This window comes from Salinicoccus sp. HZC-1 (assembly GCF_046736035.1).
GTDB lineage: Bacteria > Bacillota > Bacilli > Staphylococcales > Salinicoccaceae > Salinicoccus.
Map to the genome: position 1 here is coordinate 599,317 of NZ_CP177130.1, position 24,347 is coordinate 623,663.

Annotated in this window: 25 protein-coding genes; 14 read left to right on the forward strand and 11 right to left on the reverse strand. The window is 49.8% G+C overall.

Features of this window, described 5'->3' with window-relative positions; all coding sequences use genetic code 11:
- Nucleotides 1-6: 6 nt before the first annotated feature.
- Both ACKRAT_RS03110 and ACKRAT_RS03115 read left to right on the forward strand, forming a co-directional pair.
- Nucleotides 7-630: an SCO family protein gene (locus ACKRAT_RS03110; RefSeq protein WP_411843644.1), complete on the forward strand. Its 624-nt coding sequence runs from the start codon at nucleotides 7-9 to the stop codon at nucleotides 628-630.
- On the forward strand, nucleotides 627-1,199 hold the full coding sequence (locus tag ACKRAT_RS03115) for a hypothetical protein (RefSeq protein ID WP_411843645.1): 573 nt from the start codon (nucleotides 627-629) through the stop codon (nucleotides 1,197-1,199). Before ACKRAT_RS03110 ends, ACKRAT_RS03115 begins: the two co-directional genes overlap by 4 nt.
- A 35-nt stretch (nucleotides 1,200-1,234) precedes the next feature.
- On the opposite strand, the gene ACKRAT_RS03120 is transcribed toward ACKRAT_RS03115, so the two are convergent.
- The 4 genes from ACKRAT_RS03120 to ACKRAT_RS03135 all read right to left on the reverse strand — a co-directional run bounded on the left by ACKRAT_RS03120 (nucleotide 1,235) and on the right by ACKRAT_RS03135 (nucleotide 3,861).
- A complete protein-coding gene (locus ACKRAT_RS03120; protein WP_411843646.1) occupies nucleotides 1,235-1,918 on the reverse strand; it encodes a Crp/Fnr family transcriptional regulator in 684 nt (227 codons plus the stop codon).
- A 183-nt stretch (nucleotides 1,919-2,101) separates the two neighbouring features.
- Complete coding sequence (locus tag ACKRAT_RS03125; protein ID WP_411843647.1) at nucleotides 2,102-2,893, reverse strand: DsbA family protein; 792 nt, start codon at nucleotides 2,891-2,893, stop codon at nucleotides 2,102-2,104.
- Nucleotides 2,894-2,906: 13 nt separating this feature from the next.
- A complete protein-coding gene (locus ACKRAT_RS03130; RefSeq protein ID WP_411843648.1) occupies nucleotides 2,907-3,275 on the reverse strand; it encodes a globin in 369 nt (122 codons plus the stop codon).
- Nucleotides 3,259-3,861, reverse strand: a complete 603-nt coding sequence (locus ACKRAT_RS03135; protein WP_411843649.1) for a CYTH domain-containing protein — start codon at nucleotides 3,859-3,861, stop codon at nucleotides 3,259-3,261. Before ACKRAT_RS03135 ends, ACKRAT_RS03130 begins: the two co-directional genes overlap by 17 nt.
- A 119-nt stretch (nucleotides 3,862-3,980) precedes the next feature.
- Between ACKRAT_RS03135 and ACKRAT_RS03140 the strand changes: the two genes are divergently transcribed.
- From ACKRAT_RS03140 to fabI, 6 genes are all read left to right on the forward strand, one after another.
- The gene (locus ACKRAT_RS03140) at nucleotides 3,981-4,325 is read left to right on the forward strand and encodes a hypothetical protein (protein ID WP_411843650.1); all 345 of its coding nucleotides are present in this window, start codon (nucleotides 3,981-3,983) and stop codon (nucleotides 4,323-4,325) included.
- 27 nt (nucleotides 4,326-4,352) lie between these two features.
- Nucleotides 4,353-4,973 carry a GTP pyrophosphokinase family protein gene (locus ACKRAT_RS03145; RefSeq protein WP_411843651.1) on the forward strand — a complete coding sequence of 207 codons (621 nt, stop codon included), beginning with the start codon at nucleotides 4,353-4,355 and terminating at the stop codon, nucleotides 4,971-4,973.
- A 42-nt stretch (nucleotides 4,974-5,015) separates the two neighbouring features.
- Entirely contained in the window at nucleotides 5,016-5,816 is an 801-nt protein-coding gene (locus ACKRAT_RS03150) for an NAD kinase (protein ID WP_411843652.1), read from the forward strand.
- 127 nt (nucleotides 5,817-5,943) lie between these two features.
- Nucleotides 5,944-7,287: a magnesium transporter gene (gene mgtE, locus ACKRAT_RS03155; protein WP_411844403.1), complete on the forward strand. Its 1,344-nt coding sequence runs from the start codon at nucleotides 5,944-5,946 to the stop codon at nucleotides 7,285-7,287.
- Nucleotides 7,288-7,296: 9 nt separating this feature from the next.
- The gene (locus ACKRAT_RS03160; protein WP_411843653.1) at nucleotides 7,297-9,156 is read left to right on the forward strand and encodes a cation:proton antiporter; all 1,860 of its coding nucleotides are present in this window, start codon (nucleotides 7,297-7,299) and stop codon (nucleotides 9,154-9,156) included.
- Between the two features lie 240 nt (nucleotides 9,157-9,396).
- The gene (fabI, locus tag ACKRAT_RS03165; RefSeq protein ID WP_411843654.1) at nucleotides 9,397-10,164 is read left to right on the forward strand and encodes an enoyl-ACP reductase FabI; all 768 of its coding nucleotides are present in this window, start codon (nucleotides 9,397-9,399) and stop codon (nucleotides 10,162-10,164) included.
- 201 nt (nucleotides 10,165-10,365) lie between these two features.
- Here the strand turns inward: fabI and ACKRAT_RS03170 are convergent, their stop codons facing one another.
- The 3 genes from ACKRAT_RS03170 to ACKRAT_RS03180 form a co-directional block, all read right to left on the reverse strand.
- Nucleotides 10,366-10,881: a 2'-5' RNA ligase family protein gene (locus tag ACKRAT_RS03170; protein WP_411843655.1), complete on the reverse strand. Its 516-nt coding sequence runs from the start codon at nucleotides 10,879-10,881 to the stop codon at nucleotides 10,366-10,368.
- Nucleotides 10,882-10,944: 63 nt separating this feature from the next.
- Nucleotides 10,945-11,670, reverse strand: coding sequence for an alpha/beta hydrolase (locus tag ACKRAT_RS03175; protein WP_411843656.1), 726 nt, complete (start codon nucleotides 11,668-11,670; stop codon nucleotides 10,945-10,947).
- Between the two features lie 55 nt (nucleotides 11,671-11,725).
- The gene (locus ACKRAT_RS03180; RefSeq protein ID WP_411843657.1) at nucleotides 11,726-13,285 is read right to left on the reverse strand and encodes an alanine/glycine:cation symporter family protein; all 1,560 of its coding nucleotides are present in this window, start codon (nucleotides 13,283-13,285) and stop codon (nucleotides 11,726-11,728) included.
- Nucleotides 13,286-13,462: 177 nt separating this feature from the next.
- Between ACKRAT_RS03180 and ACKRAT_RS03185 the strand changes: the two genes are divergently transcribed.
- Nucleotides 13,463-14,560 carry an AI-2E family transporter gene (locus ACKRAT_RS03185; protein ID WP_411843658.1) on the forward strand — a complete coding sequence of 366 codons (1,098 nt, stop codon included), beginning with the start codon at nucleotides 13,463-13,465 and terminating at the stop codon, nucleotides 14,558-14,560.
- A gap of 45 nt (nucleotides 14,561-14,605) precedes the next feature.
- Here the strand turns inward: ACKRAT_RS03185 and ACKRAT_RS03190 are convergent, their stop codons facing one another.
- From ACKRAT_RS03190 to ACKRAT_RS03200, 3 genes are read right to left on the reverse strand one after another with little or no spacing between them, the layout of a single operon-like run.
- Nucleotides 14,606-16,171, reverse strand: coding sequence for an ABC transporter permease (locus ACKRAT_RS03190; RefSeq protein ID WP_411843659.1), 1,566 nt, complete (start codon nucleotides 16,169-16,171; stop codon nucleotides 14,606-14,608).
- Entirely contained in the window at nucleotides 16,168-17,058 is an 891-nt protein-coding gene (locus tag ACKRAT_RS03195) for an ATP-binding cassette domain-containing protein (RefSeq protein WP_411843660.1), read from the reverse strand. The genes ACKRAT_RS03190 and ACKRAT_RS03195 overlap by 4 nt, the downstream gene beginning before the upstream one ends.
- The gene (locus ACKRAT_RS03200; protein WP_411843661.1) at nucleotides 17,055-17,684 is read right to left on the reverse strand and encodes a TetR/AcrR family transcriptional regulator; all 630 of its coding nucleotides are present in this window, start codon (nucleotides 17,682-17,684) and stop codon (nucleotides 17,055-17,057) included. Before ACKRAT_RS03200 ends, ACKRAT_RS03195 begins: the two co-directional genes overlap by 4 nt.
- A gap of 149 nt (nucleotides 17,685-17,833) precedes the next feature.
- On the opposite strand from ACKRAT_RS03200, the gene ACKRAT_RS03205 reads away from it, so the two are divergent.
- The gene (locus ACKRAT_RS03205) at nucleotides 17,834-18,670 is read left to right on the forward strand and encodes a M23 family metallopeptidase (RefSeq protein WP_411843662.1); all 837 of its coding nucleotides are present in this window, start codon (nucleotides 17,834-17,836) and stop codon (nucleotides 18,668-18,670) included.
- A 147-nt stretch (nucleotides 18,671-18,817) separates the two neighbouring features.
- Here ACKRAT_RS03205 and ACKRAT_RS03210 read toward each other — a convergent pair whose 3' ends face one another.
- The gene (locus ACKRAT_RS03210) at nucleotides 18,818-19,201 is read right to left on the reverse strand and encodes a hypothetical protein (RefSeq protein ID WP_411843663.1); all 384 of its coding nucleotides are present in this window, start codon (nucleotides 19,199-19,201) and stop codon (nucleotides 18,818-18,820) included.
- Between the two features lie 86 nt (nucleotides 19,202-19,287).
- Between ACKRAT_RS03210 and ACKRAT_RS03215 the strand changes: the two genes are divergently transcribed.
- The 4 genes from ACKRAT_RS03215 to galU are packed head-to-tail and all read left to right on the forward strand — an operon-like array spanning nucleotide 19,288 to nucleotide 23,605.
- On the forward strand, nucleotides 19,288-20,064 hold the full coding sequence (locus ACKRAT_RS03215) for a gluconate 2-dehydrogenase subunit 3 family protein (protein WP_411843664.1): 777 nt from the start codon (nucleotides 19,288-19,290) through the stop codon (nucleotides 20,062-20,064).
- A 3-nt stretch (nucleotides 20,065-20,067) separates the two neighbouring features.
- Nucleotides 20,068-21,798, forward strand: a complete 1,731-nt coding sequence (locus tag ACKRAT_RS03220; protein WP_411843665.1) for a GMC family oxidoreductase — start codon at nucleotides 20,068-20,070, stop codon at nucleotides 21,796-21,798.
- 9 nt (nucleotides 21,799-21,807) lie between these two features.
- Nucleotides 21,808-22,665: a twin-arginine translocase subunit TatC gene (tatC, locus tag ACKRAT_RS03225; protein ID WP_411843666.1), complete on the forward strand. Its 858-nt coding sequence runs from the start codon at nucleotides 21,808-21,810 to the stop codon at nucleotides 22,663-22,665.
- A gap of 55 nt (nucleotides 22,666-22,720) precedes the next feature.
- On the forward strand, nucleotides 22,721-23,605 hold the full coding sequence (gene galU, locus ACKRAT_RS03230) for a UTP--glucose-1-phosphate uridylyltransferase GalU (RefSeq protein WP_411843667.1): 885 nt from the start codon (nucleotides 22,721-22,723) through the stop codon (nucleotides 23,603-23,605).
- The last annotated feature ends 742 nt before the right edge of the window (nucleotides 23,606-24,347 follow it).

Consider the following 24,347-nt stretch of genomic DNA (forward strand, 5'->3'; position numbering starts at 1 on the left):
TTGGAAATGAAAAAAGATCTGACAGTCACTTCAATCATTTTAATGCTGGGCATCCTCCTGTTCTATGTGACGACAAACGGATTTACGGCATTCACACTGGAGGCGCAGCGGATCCAGGACCTGAAATCTGCACCGCCGGAGTTTCCAAACATCGAAGTCGTGGATAATAACGGCCGCAGCTATGATTTTGATACATTCCGGGGCAAACACATTTTCATGACATTCATTTATACATCATGTGCGACGGCGTGTCCGGAAATGGAAGCGAATATGAAGCGGGTGTATGAAAACATTGATGCAGAGCAATATAAGGAGGATCTGGTTTTCCTGAGCATGTCATTCGATACAGAACGGGATACAGTGGAAGTGCTGGATCGCTATGCCGGCTATTTCGATGCGGACGGCGAGACGTGGCGCATGCTGCGGGTGCCGGCATTGGGGGATTTGGAGGACATTCTAAAGACGTACGGCGTCACGGTCATCCCCGAGGGGGATGCGGACTTCCAGCACAACACATCATTCTATCTGATAGAGCCGGACGGCCGGCTGGGTGAAGTGCTCGACTACCGGGATGTGGAAGCGGCATCGGATGTGCTCGTCCGGCGCATGGAAGGGGGCGGGGGCCGATGAGACAGTTTTGGTACGGTTTATCATTATTCCTGCTTTTAGCTCTGCCGCCGGTGCGCGGTCTGCTGGAATCCATCATGGCATTCCATATGCACATGCAGATGATGCTGCTGGTTGTCTCGGGGCTGCTCATGGCCCCTTTTTTCCAGAAGCATTTCGGAGGCATAATCGAAAAGTTCAATAAAACCGGCATCCCCGGCACGGCGCTGTTCTTTATCATATTGCTGTACTGGATGCTGCCGCGCACGATGGATGAAGCGCTGGAACTGTGGACTCTCGAACTGTTCAAATTCATATCGCTGCCGTTTCTGGCCGGCGTGCCGCTCCGGGACAGCTGGAAGAAGCTGGGCCGGGCCGGACAAATCATCGGTTATCTGGTGCTCTCGGTGATATTCAGTACCATGGCCTACCTATATATCTTTTCAGAAAGCACATTGTGCAATAACTATCTTATGACCGACCAAAAGACTGTCGGCTGGGGATTCGCGTTTTTTGCGGTATGCATTCTGCTGTATCTGATCCTGACGGTATTTACAGACCAGTCCCAGTATTTTGAAAGTGAAGAAGAATGAAGGGTCCCCGGATTCAAATCCGGAGCCCCTTCATTCTATGAGGCGAGATATTTATCAATGGTCGCTATATCGATGATGATCTGGCCGGACCCATTTTCAGTGATCAGTTCAAGTTTTTTGAATGCAGAAAGGTTGCGGCTGACCGTTTCGCGGGTCAGGCCGATCATGCTTGCCATCTCCTGTTTTGTCAGACGCATTGAAATCCTGATGCGGCCGTCATCCATATGCTCGCCATGTGAACGGGACAGGCGGACGAGCAGGGAGAGCAGCTGGACATCCGTGGGTTTCAGGATTTTTTCCTGCAGACGGTTCTGCAGGTCGACGATCAGACTGCCGAGATATTTGAACATTTTGATGGCTATATCCGGCCGCACTTTCAGCAGTGCTTCAAAGTCATTTTTGGCAATGCTGATGACTTCTGATGGTACGGTCGTACTCGCATTCGCCGGGTACGGATCCGTCCTGAATATCGCATGATGGGGAAACATTTCACCCGGGCCGAAGAAATTCACGATCTGCTCGCGGCCTTCCCGGTCGACGCGGTATACTTTGACATTGCCCCCGATGACGAAATAAAAATGCGCCATCTCTTCGCCCTGGCGGAAAAGGTGGCTGTTTTTGTCCAATTTTCTGCTGATGGCGATTTTGGCGATTTCATCGAGTTCCTCATCGCTGAAGGACTCAAAGATCTTAATCGCGGATAGATGCGTTTTAATCATGAAAACACCTGCTTTTGTGAGTAATGTTTGCTTTATTGCCAGTATAGCATTCTGCGCCGGGCGATGGTGCTGCCTGCGGTCCGGAGGATGACGGGATACCCCTTCATATGGACACCGTCCATGCGCGCTCCAATACAAAAAGGACCAGCCCGCAGGCTGATCCTTAAATATGAATAAAAAACTTTATTTCCCCAGACTCGACGTACCACCATAAATTTGATAGTACGTGCCTTCGTCGGTTTCTACTTCTGTGATCAGCCGCTGCAGCCGCAGCTTTTTCAATTCGTTCAGCAGCAGGCCGCTCCGCCATTCGAATACTGTTTTCAGCTCGTGGAAGCTGACGACCTCGAACGATTCGATATAATCGAGGATGCTTGGAAGCGGCTGTTTCTCTATTTCTGCATCGATAAGTTCATTGATGATATAAGTGTAAATATGGTAAGGGTACAGTCCTTCCACTTTTACGCCTTCTGCGTGCACATCTCCGGAAAAGAAGACCATTGCCGGCAGTGTGTCGACATCCATCTCCCGGTAGACCGAGAGATCGCGCCGCAGCATCGACCGGACGGCCTCGGAATGCGCGTCACTGAAAAATGAAGGGATATCAAGACCGGCGAGACGCGCGCTCGATTCCATATTTTCGACGGTGCAGATGCTGCGCGTCGGAGCGATGCGGTTCAGCACGTAGCGCATGAATGCGCGGGCCTTGTTGCGCCCCTGGATTTCTGCGGCTTTGTAGGCGAGTGCGATATTATCGATATCTGATGTGGACTGCGCCTGGCACTTTGTCAGAACACTGAGTGACGGCGCAAGTATTTTAGTAATGGAAATGTGTCCCCGGTATTCGATCAGCAGCTTGTTGATGATGGGTTCCATCTCACGGCAGCTCTCTGAAAACGGGTCGAAAAAGTAGAAAATCTCAACATGGTGGGTCGTTGGCTCGAGTACCAGTGACTGTTCGCGAGAATTGTTCATGTCCTCACCCTGCTTAATCTTTTGAATTCACCATATGGTTTGCTGTCATTGTATAGCGTGCCAGCATATATGACTTGAGCTCTTCATCCAGCCCGACGTCATTCATCGCTTTTTCCATATTTTCAAGCCATGCTTCCTTCGCTTTTGGTGTGATGCGGAAGGGCATATGTCTCATCTTCATCATCGGATGGCCGTATTCCTGATTGTACAGATTCGGGCCGCCGAGGAACTGAGTCTGGAACAGCTTCTGCTTATAGGCCGTTTCCGAAAGGTCATCCGGGAATAAAAAATTCATCCGGTCATCTTCGGCAACATAGGAATAGAAGATATCGATCATCCGGTAGAGGGTCTCCTGCCCGATCTCTTTATAGGGTAGAGGCATAATTGTCACCTGTCCGGATGCTCTCAAGCTTGTTGTAGAAGCGTTGGCTCTTTGTGATTTCCTCGCGTCTTTCAATATCATGCGCTTCGAGAAGACCGAGGAAATGCGTTTCCCCTTTGTCATAGTTGTCGACTTCAAATTCCAGTTCGAAATCTTCTTCGTCGAGGAACGTATTCCTGTCCAGCACGAGAAGTCCGTTCTCGTACGGCACTTCCCGGCGTTCCGTGGAAAGGGCGCCGTAGATTTTCAGCTGTGTTGCATCGATATTGAAGCGTTCGAGTTCACCGCGGATGATCTCCGGCAGTTCATCGCGCCGGATATTCCGGTCGAAGTTCAAGTCGCTCGGAACTTCGCCGTGATATTCCATCACGCCTTTTTCCGTCGGCTCCTTCAGCGTCATCATCTGCTTCCCCTCTGTATCACGGATGCGCAGAAGCAGTCTGTTCTGCCTCATATCGAGGTCCGGTGTATCTATATAGAAATTTGTCTGCACAATTCTCTGTGCTTTACTGAAATATTTCTCCTGCAGGCGGCCGTATTCCTCACCGCTCAGCATATTCTTAAATTCTATCTCTAACTCTTTCATGGGATCCACTCCTTATGTCATATTATCTATAAATTGAAATGGACTGTAAAGTAAACAGGTTTCTACGTTATCAAATTAAGCCTACTGTGGTAAAATAAAGTGCGCAAGGAGTGAAAAAAATGGATATATATGTAGACGAAATCAAATATGAAGAAAACACATTAAAATGTCACGCGGAAGCGGACATCAGCGAAATGACCGGTGCCTCCCGGATGATTGTGGACTCCGACAACATGAGTTTCATTTATCTGCTCGATGACGGGGATGCATTCCAGAGGCTGCACTTTGTAAAAGAAACGTGGTCGATGCTAAAAGACTACAAGGATTCAGAGATAGTGGTCAATGGTGAAGTCGGCCTGACGGACTTCTGGGAAGAGATGGACTATCTGCTCGAGAACATTGTTGACAACAACAATTACGGGAAAGAATTTGAAACAGCTGTCAGGGAGCAATTCGGACTATAGAACGGATATGAGACTGGGGTGTTTTTGATGGAAGAATGGGAGAAATTTCTCAACCCGTACAAACAGGCGGTGGAAGAACTCAAAATCAAACTTAAAGGAATGCGGAAAGACTATCAGTTGAACCGCCAGTCCTCGCCAGTGGAATTCGTAACCGCACGGGTGAAACCGGTGCAGAGCATCATTGAAAAGGCAAGCACCCGCGATATCCCATACGATCGCCTGAGGGAAGGCATGTATGATATTGCGGGCATCAGAATCATGTGCCAGTTCGTGGATGATATCAAAGTCATCAAGGAACTGATCCGCGAGCGTTCGGATATGAAAGTGGTGGAAGAACGGGACTACATCGAGAATACGAAAGAGAGCGGGTACCGTTCCTACCATCTCATCATCGAATACCCGGTGGAAACGATCGACGGGACGGTATATATCCTCGCCGAGATCCAGATACGAACGCTTGCGATGAATTTCTGGGCCACGATCGAGCATACGCTGAACTACAAGTACAGCGGGGAATACCCGCCTGAAATTAAAAAACGGCTCCAGAACGCGGCGGAAGCGGCGTATCTTCTGGATCAGGAAATGTCCGAAATCCGGGAAGAGATCCAGGATGCTCAAAAATACTACACTAAAAAACGCAACATATAACGGCTGCCGGATTTTATTCTAAAAAGGAAGGGCGGATGCAGCATGAAATTTTTCATCGTCTCCAAAGGGGACACGAAATCGAATGCACTGAAGGATAAGATGATGAACTACATGATCGACATGGGGATGACGCCTGAGGAAAAGGAACCTGAAATCGTCATTTCCGTGGGCGGGGACGGCACACTGCTCCAGGCGTTTCACAGCTACCAGCATCTGCTGGACCATACGGCTTTTGTGGGGGTGCACACCGGCCACCTCGGATTCTACGCGGACTGGCTGCCGCATGAAGTGGAGCGGCTCATCATCTCGATCCAGAACGACGAGTTCCAGGTGATCGAATACCCGCTGCTCGAGACGATCGTACGGTACGGCTCGGGGGGCACGGAGACGCGCTATCTGGCGCTGAACGAGGCGACGCTCCGGACCAACAACGGCACGACGCTCGTGATGGACGTGGACATCCGCAACCAGCACTTCGAGCGGTTCCGCGGCGACGGGCTCTGTATTTCAACGCCGTCCGGTTCCACAGCGTATAATAAAGCCCTCGGGGGTGCGCTGATCCATCCATCGCTTGAAGCGATCCAGATCACCGAAATCGCCTCGATCAACAACCGGGTGTTCAGGACGGTCGGCTCACCGCTCGTGCTGCCGAAGCATCATACGTCCCAGGTGCTGCCGGTCAACAGTGAAATCTATAATTTGACGATTGATCATATCAACCTCGTACATAAAGGGGTGAAATCCATCCAGTTCAGAGTGGCGGACGAAAAGATCCGTTTCGCCCGGTTCAGACCGTTCCCGTTCTGGAAGAGGGTGCATGAATCATTCATCTCCGCGGAATAAAAAGCACTTGAGAAAGTGCTTTTTATAGTAATGCCGCGCTTTTGCCCGCAAGGGGCAGGAGAGTATTATGTGATAATCCGACAGGGGAGTGGACGCATTGCCTGAAATCAGTGAAAAAAAAGATGAAATGATAAGTTATGAAGCATTGCGCTCCATGCTTAAAGATGATAATATAAACGACTTCCGGGAAGCATTCCTCGCGCTCCACAACTACGAACAGAGTGAATTCTTCCTGGAAATCGATGAACCTGCGCGTACGCGGCTCTATCATTTCATGAGTCCGGAGGAAGTCTCTGATTTCTTCGACAGCCTTGAGCTCGAACCGGACGAATTCGAAGAGATCTTTGATACGATGGATGCACGCTACGCGGCGAATATGCTCGGCGCGATGCAATACGATAATGCCGTGGATATTCTGAACGAAGTATCAAAAGAGAAACTGACGTCATTTCTGACGTTGATGGATAAAGAGGACGCGCGGGTGATCCGCGCCCTCATGAACTACGAGGAAGACACCGCCGGCGGTATCATGACGACCGAGTTCGTCAGTGTGACCTCACTCATGACCGTCCGTGAAGCGATGCGGCATCTGAAGCATATGGCGCGGACTTCCGAGACGATCTACTACGTTTTCGTGGTGGATGAAGACCGGAAGCTCGCAGGAATCATGTCGCTCCGTGAACTCATCATCGCTGATGATGACGAATATATCGGCGATATCATGACCGAACGCGTCGTTTCGGTGCGCGTGTCCGACGACCAGGAAGATGTGGCGCAGATCATGCGTGACTACGACTTCCTCGCAGTGCCGGTTGTGGATTACCAGGATCATCTGGTCGGCATCATCACAGCCGATGACATCATGGATGTCATCGACGAAGAGGCAAGCGAGGACTACTCCAGACTTGCCGGTATGACTGAAATCGAACCGACGACGGACTCCTCGCTGTCGACTGCGAAAAAAAGGCTCCCATGGCTCGTAGGCCTGACATTCATGGGAATGATTACAGCGACGATGCTGACAACATTTGAAGATACACTCGCCCAGGTGGCAATACTGGGCGCCTTTATCCCGATCATCGGCGGTATGGCCGGAAACACCGGCACACAGTCCCTCGCCGTTGCTGTCCGCGGTATCGCGACAGGGGAGATACAGGACGCAAGCAAGTTGAAACTCGCACTCCGTGAGATGGGGTCCGGCGTCATTACCGGCCTCGTCTGCGGGCTGGTATTGTTTACGATCATCGTTCTGATGTACCAGTCTGCGGTGCTCGGTCTTATCGTGAGCTTCAGCCTGGTGATCGCAATGACACTGGCAACGCTGCTCGGCACGATGGTGCCGCTTGCGATGGCCCGCGTGGGCATCGATCCGGCCGTGGCGAGCGGTCCGTTCATCACGACGGCGAATGATATCATCAGCCTGCTGATCTACTTTTCGCTTGCGAATGCATTTATGTCTTATTTGATTTAAGGAGAGATTATGGAACATGGACCATCCGTATTATCTTTAGCCATTGTCGTTCTTGCAGCCCTTCTGACTCCAATCCTTGTCAACAGGCTTAAAGTCAGCTTTTTGCCGGTCGTGGTTGCAGAAATTATCGTCGGTGTGATTATCGGTAATTCATTTTTAAATATAGTGGATCCGGGCGATCCGTGGCTTAATATTCTGTCGACGCTCGGTTTTATATTCCTAATGTTTTTAAGCGGGCTGGAAATTGATTTCGATGCATTTATCCAGAAGACGGATAAATCCAGGAAATCAAAAGTCCTGAAGCGGCCGCTTCCCAATATATTACTGCTTACGCTGTCAATATTTGCAGGCATCGCACTGCTCAGTCTGGTATTTGCCCTCCTGATGAAGTGGGCGGGCATTTTCGATGATGTGTTCCTGCTCGTAATCATCATCTCGACCATCTCACTGGGTGTGGTTGTACCGACATTGAAAGAAACCAATCTGATCACCAGACAGATGGGGCAGGTCATCCTGCTGGTTGCAGTCATCGCAGATCTGGTCACCATGATCATGCTCGCATTCTATTCACAGCTGTACGCCGACTCCAGCCAGCCGATCTGGCTGATGGGGATACTCGTTGTGTTCGCTGTGCTGTTCTACCTGCTGGGCCGCGTCATGCACCAGGCACAGTTTTTGAAGCAGCTGAACAACGGCACGATGCAGATCGGCATACGCGGCGTGTTTGCGCTGATCATCATGCTCGTTGCGCTTGCGGAAGGCGTGGGTGCCGAGAACATACTCGGCGCCTTCATCGCCGGCTGCATCGTCAGCCTGCTGAAGCCCGATACGGATATGGTGACAAAGCTCGATTCATTCGGCTACGGCTTCTTCATTCCGATCTTCTTCATCATGGTCGGCGTGGAACTCGATCTGCCGTCACTGTTCCAGGACAGCCGGATATTCGTCATGATCCCTGTGCTGCTTGCGGCATTTTTCCTGAGCAAAGTGATTCCGGTCGCGGTACTGCTCCGCTACTTTGATGCACGGCGCGTCACGGCGGCGAGCTTCCTGCTGACTTCCACGCTGTCGCTCGTCATCGCCTCCGCGGTCATCGCCGAACAGATCGGCATGATTACGGGCGAGGAAAGCGGCATGTTCATACTGAGTGCCGTCATCGCATGCATCATCACGCCGGTGCTCTTCAAGCAGCTGTACCCGATGCATGAGGAAGTGGACAAGATGATCGATGTGACGATCATTGGCAACAACCAGCTGACGGTGCCGGTGGCAAACAGCATCGCCGGCGGCCTGTACAATGTGAAGCTCATCTTCCACAGGAACTTTTCAGATGCGCGGGGGTCAAACAGCGAAAATATGGAGTTCCATGAAATACAGGAATACTCCCATGAAGCGCTCGAGGCTCTGGGGGCATTTGATGCAGATATTCTTGTCGTCGGTGCCAACGACTCTTCAATCAACTGGAAAGTGGCCGGACTCGCCAAAGATGCCGGCATCGAGCGGATCATCTACCGCGTGGACGATCCGAGCCAGGAGCGCGAGGTCAAAGATCTCGGCTATGAGCTGTTCTCCACGATGCTCAGCTCAAAAACGCTGCTCAAAGGCCTGATCGAGTCACCGAACATGATCGATCTGCTTTCCGACCAGGAAACGTCCATCTATGAAATACACATGAACAACTACAGGTATGACAGTATGAGCCTGAGGAACTTCCCGTTCGCCGGCGATATCATCTTCCTGAGAATTCTAAGAGGACAGGAATCGCTCGTACCGCACGGTGACACACCGCTGCAGGTCGATGACAAAATCTTCGTCACGGGCACAACGGAATACGTTGAAGAACTCAAGAGAGAGCTGGAACTGTACTGATCATCGCCACTGCCCGTTACGGGTGGTGGTTTTTTTGCGCTACGGCGGAAATTCCCGCCGGCGGCCGGGCACGGAGAGGCAGCGGGGGTTCATTTCCGAAAAGGATCTGCAAACCACTTTTTTGTTGCAATTGACGGTGAAAAAATGTAGATTAGTAGTAGGTACTAATAACAAACTATAAATTGTTTTGGTGTGTGAATGAAAACCGTGCATCAAATTTGAAAAGGGAGTTAATCATTTATGAATCTCGAAGGTAAAACCTATGTCATTATGGGTGTGGCAAATAAGCGCAGTATCGCATGGGGTGCGGCACGCGCACTTGATAAAATGGGTGCGAAACTCGTATTCACGATTCTGAACGAACGTTTCCGCCGCGAGCTGGAAAAGCTTCTGGGCGATCTTGAGGGCGACCACGACATCGTTGTTGAGTGTGACGTCCAGGACGACGCTCAGATCGAATCTGCATTCAAGGAAATCGGTGAGAAGACGGGCGGCATCGACGGTCTGATGCATGCGATCGCATTCGCCGGTAAAGACGAGCTGCAGGGCGGCTACAGTGAAACTTCCCGCGAAGGCTTCAAAAACGCGCTGGATATCAGCACATATTCACTGACGGTTGTATCCAAGCACGCGAAGAAAATCATGAACGAGGGCGGAAGCATCGTTACGATGACTTACCTCGGCGGCGAACGCGCAATGCCTAACTACAATGTAATGGGCGTCGCGAAAGCAGCACTCGACTCAAGTGTACGCTACCTGGCATACGACCTGGGCGAGCAGGGCATCCGCGTCAACGCAGTATCCGCGGGTCCGATCCGTACACTCAGCTCATCCGCTGTAGGCGAATTCAAATCAATCCTGAAAGAAATCGAAGAAAAAGCACCACTCCGCAGAAACGTCGATCAGCTTGAAGTAGGAAATGCAGTTGCCTTCCTGTTAAGCGATTTCGCAAGCGGAATCACAGGCGAAGTCGTACACGTAGACTCCGGCTACCACATAATGGCATAAACTGATATTAATAGTTGGAAACCGGGACCTTCTTTGAAGGCCTCGGTTTTTTTTTGTTTCAGGCGGTATTCCATACTGACGGTGGCCACAAACCACATCTTATGACCGTCGCCCCCGGCGTCCCTCCCGTAATTTCATCTAAAATCCCAAAAAAGAGCCCCTCCACACCGTGGAGGGGCTTTACATCAATAATACAAAAATCTACTCTTCGCTGCCGAGTCTGAATGTCTCGGAGACTTGCCACATGCCGTTTTCCAACTGGAAGCACAGGCTGATTTTATTTAATGTTTCTGAATGGTCGATACCGATCATGCTCAAGTGTCCGAACATGTCTTCGTATTCCTGGGAAGTCTGACCCTGTGCGATTGTGAAGTGCGGAACGAATGGATGACTGTTTTCACCATAGAAATCCCCTTTGTTAAGGTCATCATGGATGGCCTGCAGCTGTTCGTTCTTTTCTACTTTAAAGTAGATGACCTGTGAATTCGGCACAAAACTGGATACCTTTTTGATTTCGATTTCAACCGGTCTATGGTTTTTAGCCACTTCTTTTAAATATTCAATGATGCTGTCTTTTTCAGACTCATCCGCTTCGAAGCTTTCCTTCACTGTAATATGTGGTGGAATAAGTGCGTAATGTGCATCATATCTTTTTCTATACTGATTTACCTTGTCCTGCAGTTGTTTGGATGGAAACATTGCTACCCCAAATTTCATCTTGATTCCTCCCGTTTATTTTAATTCAATTATATCAGACTTTTTACAAAAATCCATAATATTCTAACTAAGGTAATGTTTCAGAATTCTCTCGATCTCCGGTTTCCATGTCTTCCAGATGTGTCCGCCTTCGAGTTCGCGGTATTCATATTCGAGCGGCTGATCGGATAAATATTCATTCAACTTACGGTTTGGCGTAAGGAAATCCGCCTGCTCTCCTGAAATCGTCTCGAAATCATCTTCATCGAGTCCGATTGTGTGATACAGGTCCAGATGCATGAGCATCGTCTGTTCTTTGAATTTTTCAATAAAGTCATCATCGACGAACGGACTGAACGCAAGCGCCTGCGAGAATGTTGCCGGATACGTTGCAGCAATTGAAAATGCAAAGCTGCCTGCCAGAGAATCCCCCATCAGCAGACGGGATGTCCCGACTTTCAAAGTAGGGAAGGTCTTGTCGACCCAGCTGATCAGCTCGCGGGCCACAAACGAAACGAATGCATCATGATGCTCGCCGTTCGGATCGAAATAGTCATTGCGCCATTCGACACTCGGATAGGGAATGCCGACGATGATGGCACGGTCGACCTCGTCCGCCTCAGCCAGTTTTTCATACTGGCGTTCAATCTGGCCGAATTTGAAAAAATCCTGTGAATCGAATGTGATGATCACACGGTGCTTGTATAAATCCGAAAAGTTTTTTGGTAAGTAGTACTGAATTTCATAAGTTTCACCTAGTGTTTCTGATTCAAAATCAAAACTGTGTATCTTTCCCGGTGTCATGTCCATAAGAAAACCCCCTCATGGTAATTCTACCAATAAGGGGGGAGTGTTTAAACTATTTTTATTTTTTCGGAAGCTCTTCTCCTGGATACTGGTAATTTTCCTCTTCGAGACGCTTCGGATAGTCATGATGCCAGAAGTCGGCGCTCTTCACAGTATCTTTATCCGGCCGGTAAATGGCAAATTTGCCGGAACCTTTTTCTTTTTTCTGGCGCTCGAAATCCCTCAGGGCAGCCAGTGCTGGTTTTTGCAGGATGAGTATGGCGATAACGTTGAGCCATGCCATCAATCCTACACCGAGGTCACCCATATCCCATGCAAGGCCGGCGGTGTTCACCGTACCGTAGAATGCGGATAATACGAGCAGTATCCCGAGCAATGTTTTAAGGATCGGCCAGCGTCCGCGGGTGATATAGACGAGATTGGTCTCTGCAATATAGTAGTAGGCCAGAATCGTCGTATAACAGAAGAATAGAAGTGCGAACGTGATGAAGTATGATCCGAATCCGATGAAGGTCGGATCGAATGTTTCCTGTCCATGGAACGCATTGTCCAGACCTGCCTGAGTGTAGGCGACGGTGCCGGAGTAGTTCTTCTCACCGTCAGGTGATTCCTGGTAGACGCCGGAATCCACGATGAATCCGTCTCCGCCGTCTGATACGTTATACATGCCCGTCATCAGAATCATGAGCGCAGTCGCTGTACATACGAAAAGTGTATCGATATAGACAGAGAATGCCTGGACAAGCCCCTGCTTGGCCGGGTGTGATACTTCAGCAGCACCGGCTGCATGCGGTCCGGTACCCTGTCCGGCTTCATTGGAATAAATACCGCGCTGGACACCGATGGCGATCATACCGCCGACGATTCCGCCGAACTGCTGCTCCATCCCGAAGGCGCTTCTGAAAATGAGACCGAACATGGCTGGAACATCCTGGATGTTGATGATGACAACGATGATCGCCACGATGACGTAGACGACTGCCATGAACGGCACGACTGCAGTGGCAACGTTGGCGATGGATTTGATACCGCCGAAGATTACAATGCCGACAATTACGACGAGCCCGGCACCGACAATCCAGTGCGGCATCGGGAACGAATTCGTCATCGCCCCGGCGATGGAATTGGACTGGATGCCCGGAAGCAGGAAGCCGGTGGCAAGTATAGTAACTAAAGCAAATATAACAGCATAAATCTTGCCGACTTTACCGCCAATCCCTTTTTCAATATAGTATGCGGGACCGCCGCGATACTGGTTATCTTCATTCTGTTTGTAAATCTGTGCGAGTGTGGATTCGACGAATGCACTCCCGGCACCTAAAAATGCAATCAGCCACATCCAGAAAATCGCACCGGGACCCCCGATGAAGATGGCTGTTGCGACACCGACGATATTCCCCGTACCGACGCGACCAGATAATGAAACTGCGATCGCCTGGAAACTGGATATTCCGACCGGTGATTTCTCCCCCTGAAACATCAATCTGATCATTTCTTTAAAATGTCTGATCTGGAAAAAGCGCATCCTCAAACTGAAGTACAGTCCCACCGCAAGCAGACCGTACACTAAAGGTGCACTCCAAACAAGACCGTTAAAAAAGTCAACGATACCCTGCATATAATTTTCCCCTTCCCCTTTGTCTAGAACATTTGGACATTATAATCTTACTTCTATCCTTATAATTTGTCCACATATTTTTGCAAGCGGTTTCATATACGTATATTTTCTTGCCGGTTTGAAAATATGGTACACTGTAAACAACTTTTTAATATGAGTGAGAAGGAGAACGTGCGAATGACAAGAAAAGTTTGGTTCCAGACCGGTGTGGCAATCATCATCACCCTGCTGATCATTATGCTGGTCATCAGAGTGCAGGTGATTTTCCAGCCATTTTTCACCATTATTGCAACGGTGTTCATTCCGCTTCTGATCGGCGGATTGCTGTACTACATTACAGAACCCATACAGCGGTTTCTGGAGAAGAGGAAAGCCGGCAGAATAACGAGTACTTTAGCGATTTTTGTAATCATACTCCTCGTTATTACACTGCTTGCGATGATCATCGTCCCAATGGTGACTACTCAGGTGCAAAACCTGATATCCAGGGCGCCGATGATCCAAAGGGAGATACAGGAGCTGTTCAACTTCCTGCTGTCCCAGCGTGACCGGCTGCCGTTCGACCCGCAGTCCTATATACAGGATGCATTAAATCAAGGATCGCAGATGGTGTCTGATCTGATGGGCAATGCAGTTTCCATCGTATCCGGTACGGTAAGTGTGCTGCTCACACTCGTCCTGATACCGTTCTTTTATTTCTTCCTGCTGAAAGACCACGAGAAGTTCATCCCATCGGTGACCTCGCCTTTCAAGGGGACATTCAAACAGTTTCTGACTGAACTGCTGAGTGACATCGACAATACACTGCGTGCATTCATCCAGGGACAGATGCTGGTCAGTTCGATCCTGTGCGTCATTCTCTATATCGGCTATGCGATCGTCGGCCTCGACTATGCATTGCTGCTTGCGATATTCGCATTGTTCATGAACCTGATACCGTTCCTCGGTCCGTGGCTGGCATTCGTGCCGGCGGCATTGCTTGCCGTAATCCAGGATCCGTTCATGCTCGTCTGGGTATCGCTGATCACACTGATTGCGCAGCAGATTGAAAGCAACCTCATTACACCGAACGTCATGGGGCAGACGCTCAAACTGCATCCGCTCACAGTCATTACAGTGGTGCTCGCAGCGGGGAACATCGCCGGATTCATCGGCATGCTGATCGCGATTCCGACATACGCAGTGATCAAGACAATCATCCAGAACATCTGGAGATACCGCGGCAACATCGGCAAGACGATGTTTGCAACGGATGGTGCAGCACCTTCCGAATAATATAAAAAATCCGCAGCCACCCTAAAAAGTGACTGCGGATTTTTATTAGCCGATATCTCTTCGTTTGAACAGCATCGCACCAATGATGCCGAGTACAATACCGGTACCGGCCACCAGTGCCCAGCCCATCCAGTCCATCTCCCGAGCCGGCATTTCGGCCAGATAATGGAACGGCGTCACAGTGCGCCACACATCATCGAGGCCGATGATGAGCCCGAGATAATTGACGAAGAACGAGTAGAGGAAATACAGCCATATTACCGTATGGAGCTTCTTCGAAATCCCCGTCAGCAGCATGGACAGCCCGGTGAATAATACGATGGCGGCGGTATAGTTCACAGCCGTCAGCAAATAACGCCCGAGTGTGACATCGATGCCTTCGACGCCGATGCTCGCCCCGTACATTCCAAGCACAGCGAGCACCAGTCCGAGCCCCCCCGTGATAACGGCGTAGATTCCGTGGACCGCAAGCATGCGTGCCCGGCTGATATCCGCGCTCACGAGCAGCTCCAGACGTTCGGATTTCTCCTCGCGCAGTATGCGTGCTGACACCATCAGTGCCGGTATGATGCCGATCACGGATGTCACCAGGATCAACGTGCTCATAAACTGCAGGATCGGATCGGTGCCGGATTCATTCTCCATGGCCTGGGCCAGAAATTGATTTTCCCCGATGAACGTATCGAGTTCCCCGAAAATCGAACCGTAGGAGAGGCCGATCAGCAGCATGCCGAAAAGCCAGCTGATGATAAGCACCTTCATCCCTGTCAGCTGAAGCCGCGGATAGGAACCAATGTTCCGTGTCTTCCTTTTGAAGCCCGGCTTCAGATAAGAGTCATCAAGATCCCTTCTCACAAATAAAACCCATGCCAGCCAGATGAACACCAGAATGATGGTGAACGGCAGCAGCCAGACGTAATCATTCGCACCAAACGGTTCAATCCGCGACAGCCAGTGGTAGGGGAAGATCACGGAATAGTCCATATTGACCACATCCGTAATCGACCGCCCGACATAAAAGAGCAGCAGCAGTGAAAGTGCGACCCCGAATGACCAGTCGGAGGACGGCATCAGCTGGGCAAGCACGAGTGTGATTGCGTAGAACAATATGCCGAACAGCGTGGTGCCGAGCGCATATAGAAGATTCCCTTCCATGTTGAAGGATTCCAAGTTCATGACGGTAAGCCCGGTGAAGATGATCACGCCGAGGACAACGTTCATCACTATGCCGATCAACAGCTGTGTGATGAATATATTTCCGCGTGTAATGCCGGTGCTGCTGACATATTCAAGCAGTCCCCGGTCTTCCATCCTGCGGCTTGTGGCATTGGCGATCATGACGCCGAACAGACCGTGGATGATGGCCATGAATACGAGCATTTCATGGGAGAACATGACAGCGGCGGTATAAGTGCCTTCCGGCACGGGACCGACCATCGCAACCATTGCCGGATTGCTGAGTGTCTCTTTCAATATTTCGCGGTCCTCGGGCGCTCCGTAAAGATTGAGCAGAGCGGGCGGGACGATGAGTGTCAGTGCCGAGATGCCTGTGATCCACATAAGGATGCGGAACCGCACATCCCGGAGCACTATCCCGAAAAATTGTCTCATGATTCATCACTCCGGTCCTCATAGTAGCGCATGAAGATGTCTTCCAGGCGCGGCGGCATCGTCTCCAGCTGCGTCGGATTGAGCGGGTACAGCGCATCCAGAAATTCCGGCGCCTTATCATTGTCGACGAGAATATGCGTGCTGTCGTGCGCTTTATTAAATTCATGCACAAAAGGGAGTGATTTCAACTTTTCCAAATCTCCTTTTGCCTGCACGACATATTCAATCCGTGTAATGTGGCGGAGATCCTGGAGATGTCCGGTTTCAATGATTTTCCCGTCACGGATGATGGCGATCCTGTCCGCCAGTTTTTCCACCTCTGACAGGATATGGCTGGACAGCAGGATGCTTTTACCCGCGTCGCGTGCACGCAGCACTTCCTCATGGAAAGAGCGTTCCATCAGAGGATCCAGCCCCGTCGTCGGTTCATCGAAGATCAGCAGGTCCGCATTTGAAAGGAAGGCACTGATGAGCGCGACTTTCTGGCGGTTCCCTTTGGAGTACGTCTTACATTTCTTTTTCGGATCCAGCCTGAACTTTTCAATCAGCGCATCTTTCCGGTCCGTATCCTTGTACCCCCGCGTCTTCATGAAGAAATTGATCACTTCATCCCCCGTAAGATTCCCCCACAGGTTAACATCCCCCGGGACATAGGTGAGTTTATTCTTATAGTGCGGGTCTTTCGAAATGGGCTGGCCGTCGACCAGTATTTCCCCGGAATCCGGTGTCAGTGCCCCGATGATCATGCGGATCGTTGTGGATTTACCCGCACCGTTCGGTCCGATGAATCCGAAAATCTCACCCTTCTCAATCGTGAATGAAACATCCTGTGCTGCAATTGTCTTTCCAAAAGTTTTCGTCAGATTTTTAAGTTCGAGTACGCTCATTGATATTCCTCCTTATAATAAAGTTTGCGCAATGCATCGAGATAATGGTCGAAGTCATCAAAATAGTCATCCAGATGATTGAAATCCAGTCCCTCGATTTTCATCCTCTGCTCCATTTCCCGGCTGTATCCATCGATGGTCCAGCTGACTAATTTGATGGCGGTCGCATGATCGATATCATCACTGAACCGGTCCATGTCGATATTGTCATATAAATAGATGATGCGGTTCTTCATCAATTCCTCCCTGGATTTCTCCTGGGCTTCGTTGAGCTCCTTAGAAAAATAAGCGGAAGTGACAAATCCCATGACTTCGGGATGCGCCCTGAAGTATTCGTATTTCTTTTTGGACAGCCTGGCACACCTTTCGATGAAACCTTCTTTTTCCGTCGAAACCCCGAGCATCATATGGGATTCGATATGATTGAAGGCAAATTCCAGCGTATCATCGAACAGCGTTTGTTTATTCTCAAAATAGTAGTAGAGCATCCCCTTGCTCATGCCGGCATTTTTCACAATCCGGTTCGTCGAAGCCCGCTTGAAGCCGTGTTCCGCAAATTCGATCATCGCCGCAGTGAAGATTTCGTACTGCCTTGAATCATCCAGCGATTTAAACGCTTCTTTCATGATTTCCCTCCTATTCACCGGTTCCGGGGCGGTATTGACCACCTTGGTCAACTCCATTCTATTCCCTTTGACCACCCTGGTCAATAACTTTTTATCAAATTTTTCCGATATATCCATTGGACCAAATTTTATATTCAGGAGTGATGATTTTGAATCCAATCGATTATTTGAAAAGCAAAGGGTTCCGGGTGACTTCCGACCCGGCGAAGTATCAGAGCGGCATCTGGGGGAAGCGGGATTATACGGTGAACGGCTACAACTATGATACGTATTGCGGCGGCTACCACCGCGCGTATGACCTGGCGAAAAAACATCTGGCACCGGTGCCCGCGGTGTGTGACGGGAAGGTCGTGGCGGGCACATCGGCCTACGGGAACTTCGGCGGCACAGTGGTCATTGCGAATAAGACCCTCGGTATCCAGGTGATCTACGGCCACCTTGCGAGAAATCTGCCCGTAAAAGTGGGGGATTCGGTCAAGCAGGGCAATACGGTCGGCTACCAGTCGAATACCAATTACGACAACGTTTATATGGCATCGCACCTGCATATCCAGTTCCAGAAATATGGTTACCTTGCGAGTGAACGGGCATTCGTCTGCACCGGCATCAACCCGCTCGGTATTAATGTAGGAAGTGGTGCCGGCCCGGTTTCACTTGAGCAGAAGACGAGCTACAATGCCGCCTGGCTGTGGAAAGGGAAATACAAAGTGGGGGAGCGGACAAAGAGAAGAGCGTTCCCGTCCCTTAAAGGAGATGTCAGCGGCTACGTCAGGATTGGTGAAGTATATGACTTCGATAAACTGTATTATAACGATGGTCACTGGTGGATCCGGATTTTATCGGGAAATGCGCAATGGTTCATCGCCGTCGGCAGGAAAGAGACGGGCGTCACATTCAAAACCGCCGCCAGCCTCAGACGATTATGGGGGACAGTCACAAATCTCGATACATCCGGCGGCAAGGAGAAACCAAAGAAGGCGTTGTAGGGCAATTATCGGACAACGAGGGCCACATACTGCATCTTATGGACGTCGTCATCCTGGACGGTGACCATATACAGCCCGATTCCACACAACACAAAAAAACCGCTGAATCTGCCCCAACAGATTCAGCGGTTTTTTATACATAATCTTCTAATGGCTCCTGAGATCTTCATCCATCCTGTGCAGGAGTTTGTTTATCACAACCTGGTTGACGGTTTCGACGATAAAATAGGCGAGTATAGTGAATACGAAAATACTGCCCAGCAGTAAAATATTATTTTGTATTACGCTGATTACCAGGGCCGGCACGAAAACCAGAGCCATATAGAGCAGCAGCATGCTGAGCCGGTTGCCGTTGATCGAGCGCTGGGCGTCACGGAGGTCGACTGAATACTTTTTGTTGACTGCTTCCAAGTCGACTGTGTCATCCTCTTCGTACACTTTTGTGATTGTTGGTGTGGAATCATATTTGTCTTCTGTGTACCGCAAATCCATGTGGCCGTTGTCCCAGAACAGGTACTTGAAAAATGCCAAATTACTCATCCCCTTAATTTAAATATTCCAAATATTATGATATCATTATATAATGAAAGTATCTTTTATTCAAAGGGGGACTATTGATGAGTGAAAAAGATTCTAAGGAGAAGCAGTTTTCCAGACGTGATTTCTTAAAGACAACGGGGGTTGCGACCGGGGGTATCATCGGCGGGTCGTTGCTCGGCGGTGCGGTTGGGATGAACTTTAACTCGGTAATGCCCGGGCAGGAAGAAGATGCCGCACAGACAGGGGAAAGCGCAGGGAATGCTGCAGAAACTCCAGGAAGAGTGTTCTTTGTGAACGATGCGGATTTCGAAACGATTTCCCATGCGATGGAAAGGATCTTCCCTGAGGATGATCTGGGGCCGGGTGCAATCAAGCTCGGGGTCCCTTACTTCCTGGATATGCAGCTCGCAGGTGCATATGGAAACAACACCAAAGAATATATGCAGGCACCTTTCTATGAGGCTGAAGAGACACAGGGGTACCAGTCCCGTCTGACACGGGCGCAGTTTTTCACGCTCGGCATCAAGGCGCTGAATACCGAATCACAGAACGCGTTCGACGGCGTCTTTACGGAAATCGAAGATGAGCAGAAAGATGAAATCATAACCAAATTCCAAAAAGGTGATGCGGATCTGGGCATTCCGGCAGCAGCCGGAAAACCGCAGGATTTCTTTACGCTGCTGCGGTCGGCAACAATCGAGGGTGCATATGCAGATCCGTTATATCGTGGAAACCGCGGCATGGAAGGCTGGAAGATGAAACAGTTCCCCGGCCACCAGCACGCCTACATCCAGCAGATCGACACGGACGATTTCCAGGATATCGCACCACAATCACTTTATGGGGGGAAATAGAATATGGCGACAGAATTAGAGAAAGTAGACGTTGTAACGGTTGGTGTCGGCTGGACCGGTGGTATCATAGGGGCTGAAGCGGCGAAAGCGGGCCTTAAGGTGAAAGGGCTGGAACGCGGACATGACCGCGGCACTGAAGACTACCAGAATGTCCATGACGAATATAGATACGCAATCCGCTATGAACTGATGCAGGATGTATCGAAGGAAACACTCACGTTCAGGAATACCCGCGAACAGCGGGCACTGCCGATGCGGCAGCTGGGTTCCTTCCTGCTGGGGGAGAATCTCGGCGGTGCAGGCACACACTGGAACGGGCAGACGTGGCGCTTCCTGCCCTATGATTTTGAAATCCGTTCGATGACCGAAGAGAGATATGGCGCAGAAAAATTAAAGGAAGAAGATGGCTATCGTATCCAGGACTGGGGCATTACATACGATGAACTGGAGCCATACTTCGATAAATTTGAAAAGACGGCGGGTATTTCAGGTGAGCCGAACCCGCTCGGCGGCGACCGTTCCGATGACTATCCGACACCGCCGATGATCAAAACGGAAACATTGAAAATGTTTGAGGATGCATCCAAAAATCTTGGCTACAGCCCGATCATGATGCCTTCTGCAAACTTGAGCGAATCCTACGAAAATCCGGATGGGCAGACGATCGCGGCCTGCCAGTACTGTGCATTCTGTGAACGGTTCGGCTGTGAGTACGGCGCAAAGTCCTCACCGGAAGTGACGGTCATCCCTGCAGCAAGGGAGACGGGAAACTTCGAAGTGCGCCCGCATTCTAACGTTGTAGAAGTGCTTACCGACGAAGAGGACGACAGCAGGGTGACCGGTGTGAAATTCATCGATACGCAGACCGGCGAGGAGTTCATCCAGCCGGCGGATGTCGTTGTATTGACGAGCTATCTGTTCAACAACTATAAGCTGCTCAGAGTTTCCGATATCGGCGACCAATACGATCCGGAGACCGAGGAAGGCACACTCGGCCGCAACTACTGCTACCAGATTTTCGGCGGCGTAACCGGCTTCTTCGACCAGCAGTTCAACACGTTCATGGGTGCCGGGGCGCTCGGCATGGCGTTCGATGATTATAACGGAGACAACTTCGACCACGACGATCTCGATTTCCTTCACGGCGGCAACATGGCGATTACACAGACGGGCGCACGTCCGATCGCAACGAATCCGACAAAGGAAGGCACACCGTCATGGGGCGCCGAGTTCAAAAAGGATTCGATCGAAAACTATACCCGCAACCTGAGGGTGCAGGCCCAGTGTGCGTCACTGCCCTACAGAGACAACTACATCGATCTGGATGAGGAGTATAACGATGCTTACGGCATACCGCTCGTCCAGCTGACATACAACTTTACGGATCAGGATCGGCAAGTCCAGAAATATACGATAGAACGTGCAGCGGAAGTGATGGAGGAAATGGGTGCCAATGAAATCAAGAAGGATGCAGAAATCACCGACTACGACATTGTCCCTTACCAGTCCACACACAACACCGGCGGCACGGTGATGGGGGACGACCCGGAGACGAGCGTCGTGAACAATTATCTGCAGCACTGGGACCGTGACAACCTTTTCGTTGTCGGCGCAGGGAATTTCGCGCATAATAGTGGATATAACCCGACAGCAACCGTAGGTGCCCTCGCGTACCGCTGTGCGGATGGTGTCATCCAGTATGCAGAGGAAAACAGGCGCCTCGAAGAGGAATAGGTGATTTAATTGGATCCGTATGAGGACTTGAGCATCAGTCCGGTGGACAAGCGGAAGGCCGGTAAAGACAAGGGGAATGAAAATCCGGCAGCCGGCGGCAACGGCGGCGGACCGAATCCGCCCGGAAAGCCTGGAAACGGGGAGGAAGCAGACCCCTTCGAACCGTTTACAGACCAGCTTACGAGCCTCCGCAGCCTGCTGATGAAATCTGCGGTGGTTCTTGCAGTATGGTTCATCACCATTTTCTTCACGGTGGAATGGTGGTTCCCGTATGTATCAAAAGGATACGAAATCGTGGTGATGGGGCCGTTTGAAGTCATCCGGTTCTATGTCAGGACGTCAGCCGCGATTGCGCTCGGCCTGAGCGTGCCGTTCATGCTGTACTTCATCTGGCAGTATGTCAGGAAGACGGTGGGCATCGAAGGCAAGGAAGTCAAATTTCTGAAAGGGTCCGTCCCGGTGATGATCGCTCTGTTCCTCGGGGGACTCGCTTTCGGGTACTTCGTGGTCCACCCGATCAGCTACTTCTTCCTGATCCAAATGGGACAGGTGAACTTCGATGTACTCGTCACGGCGGATGAATATATGTCATTCTTATTGGTCTCCACGATTCCGATGGGGCTGATTTTCCAGCTGCCCGTGGTTGTCTTATTCCTCAACCATATTGAGCTGCTGGACGCGGAACTCATGGTCAGATTCAGAAAGTATTCATACTTTGGACTCATGGTGATCACCGCACTGATTGCCCCGCCGGACTTCTTTACACATATCATCATCTTAAGTCCGATGATCGTGCTTTATGAAATCAGTATTTATCTGGTAAAGAGAAAAGAAAAAAAAGAAGCTGAAAAAGAAGGTCAGGTGTAGATTCCGGCCTTCTTTTTGTTATAGTGGTATTTAAAGGAACAGTAGGAGGATATTTATGCAAAAAGTGAAAAAGGCAGTCATACCGGCAGCGGGACTCGGCACCCGTTTCCTGCCGGCAACAAAAGCGATGCCGAAAGAAATGCTTCCGATTCTGGATAAGCCGACGATCCAGTATATCGTCGAAGAAGCGGTGGAGGCGGGCATCGAAGATATCATCATCGTCACCGGTAAACATAAACGGGCGATCGAGGATCATTTCGACCGGTCGATAGAACTGGAGATGAACCTTGAGAGTAAAGGCAAGTATGAACTGCTCGAGAAAGTCGAACATGCGACCGGGCTCGCCAATATTTTCTATGTCAGACAGAAGCAGCCGAAGGGACTCGGGCATGCGATACATACGGCCAGGCAGTTTATCGGCGATGAACCGTTCGCAGTGCTGCTCGGTGATGACATCGTGGATAACGAGGGCGGCACGCCGGCAATCGGCCAGCTGATCGAGCACTACGATAAGCACGAGAGCTCGGTGATCGGTGTGAAAACCGTGCCGGCGGCAGACACGTCGAGATACGGCATCGTCGAGCATGACAGCCAGGAGGGCAATTGCTACCACCTGACTGATATGTATGAAAAACCGGAAGCGGGCGTCACGGATTCCAGGCTCGCCATCATGGGACGCTACGTGCTGACACCTTCGATATTTAAACACCTGGAAAAGGTCGAGGTCGGAGCCGGCGGAGAAATCCAGCTGACCGACGCCATCAAAGCCCTCGGGAAAAGCAGCGAAGATGTCTATGCGGTGGATTTTGAAGGGAAGCGCTATGATGTCGGTGTCAAGCGCGGATTCGTCAAGACGACGATCGAATATGCGCTCAAATCCGATATGAAAGAAGAACTCCTCGATTTCATGGAAGAGACAATGAAGAAGCATCGGGGATAGAAGATCTGGATGAGATTTCAATGCCCGGAAGAGTTAAGATGATTGGTCATTGATAACTATGATAAATCAGGAGTAGGAGAGCTATATGGGAATTTTAAATAGTATTCCTGTACTGATTTTTATAATACCTATAACAATGCTGACCTTCTTATAGTTAAAGTAAGAGGGTCAGTATCGATTTTCTTGAATTATTATACTTAGATTTATCATTTATCTGTTAACACTTTTCATTGTTTCTGCTCTGTTCCCCCTTTTTCGGTTTGAATAAAGAAGCCCATCGCAATAGCCGGGAAAATCATGCCCGCAACCAAAATAATACCTAACATGAGACCACCTCTTCTTTTATCTTTGTTATTTCTATATACCCGTTTTTTGTAGGGAGTATATATCTTTATGATTTTATTCCGAATTTCCTGCATTAGATGAAGCCTATATTATCGATATTCTTAAAGTAATAAGATCTGTTTGATAAAAATTTTTAAAGGATGGATACTATTTCTGATGATAAAAAAAATAATAACGCAAGACCGCCTTTAAATGCTACATACTTTATTTCAGTAATATTATTTCTGGGCGGCACTTATTATTGGTTGAGAAAGTTCATTTTGATCGAACCCGGCAACGAAGGATTAATATCTATTATGCCGCTCGGGGTCTTCGTTCTCTTTATAGTATTCGATAAAATAATAAAGAGAGATCCTGTAAAGGAATTGATTTGACCCCCTCCAGGTTTACAGATGAA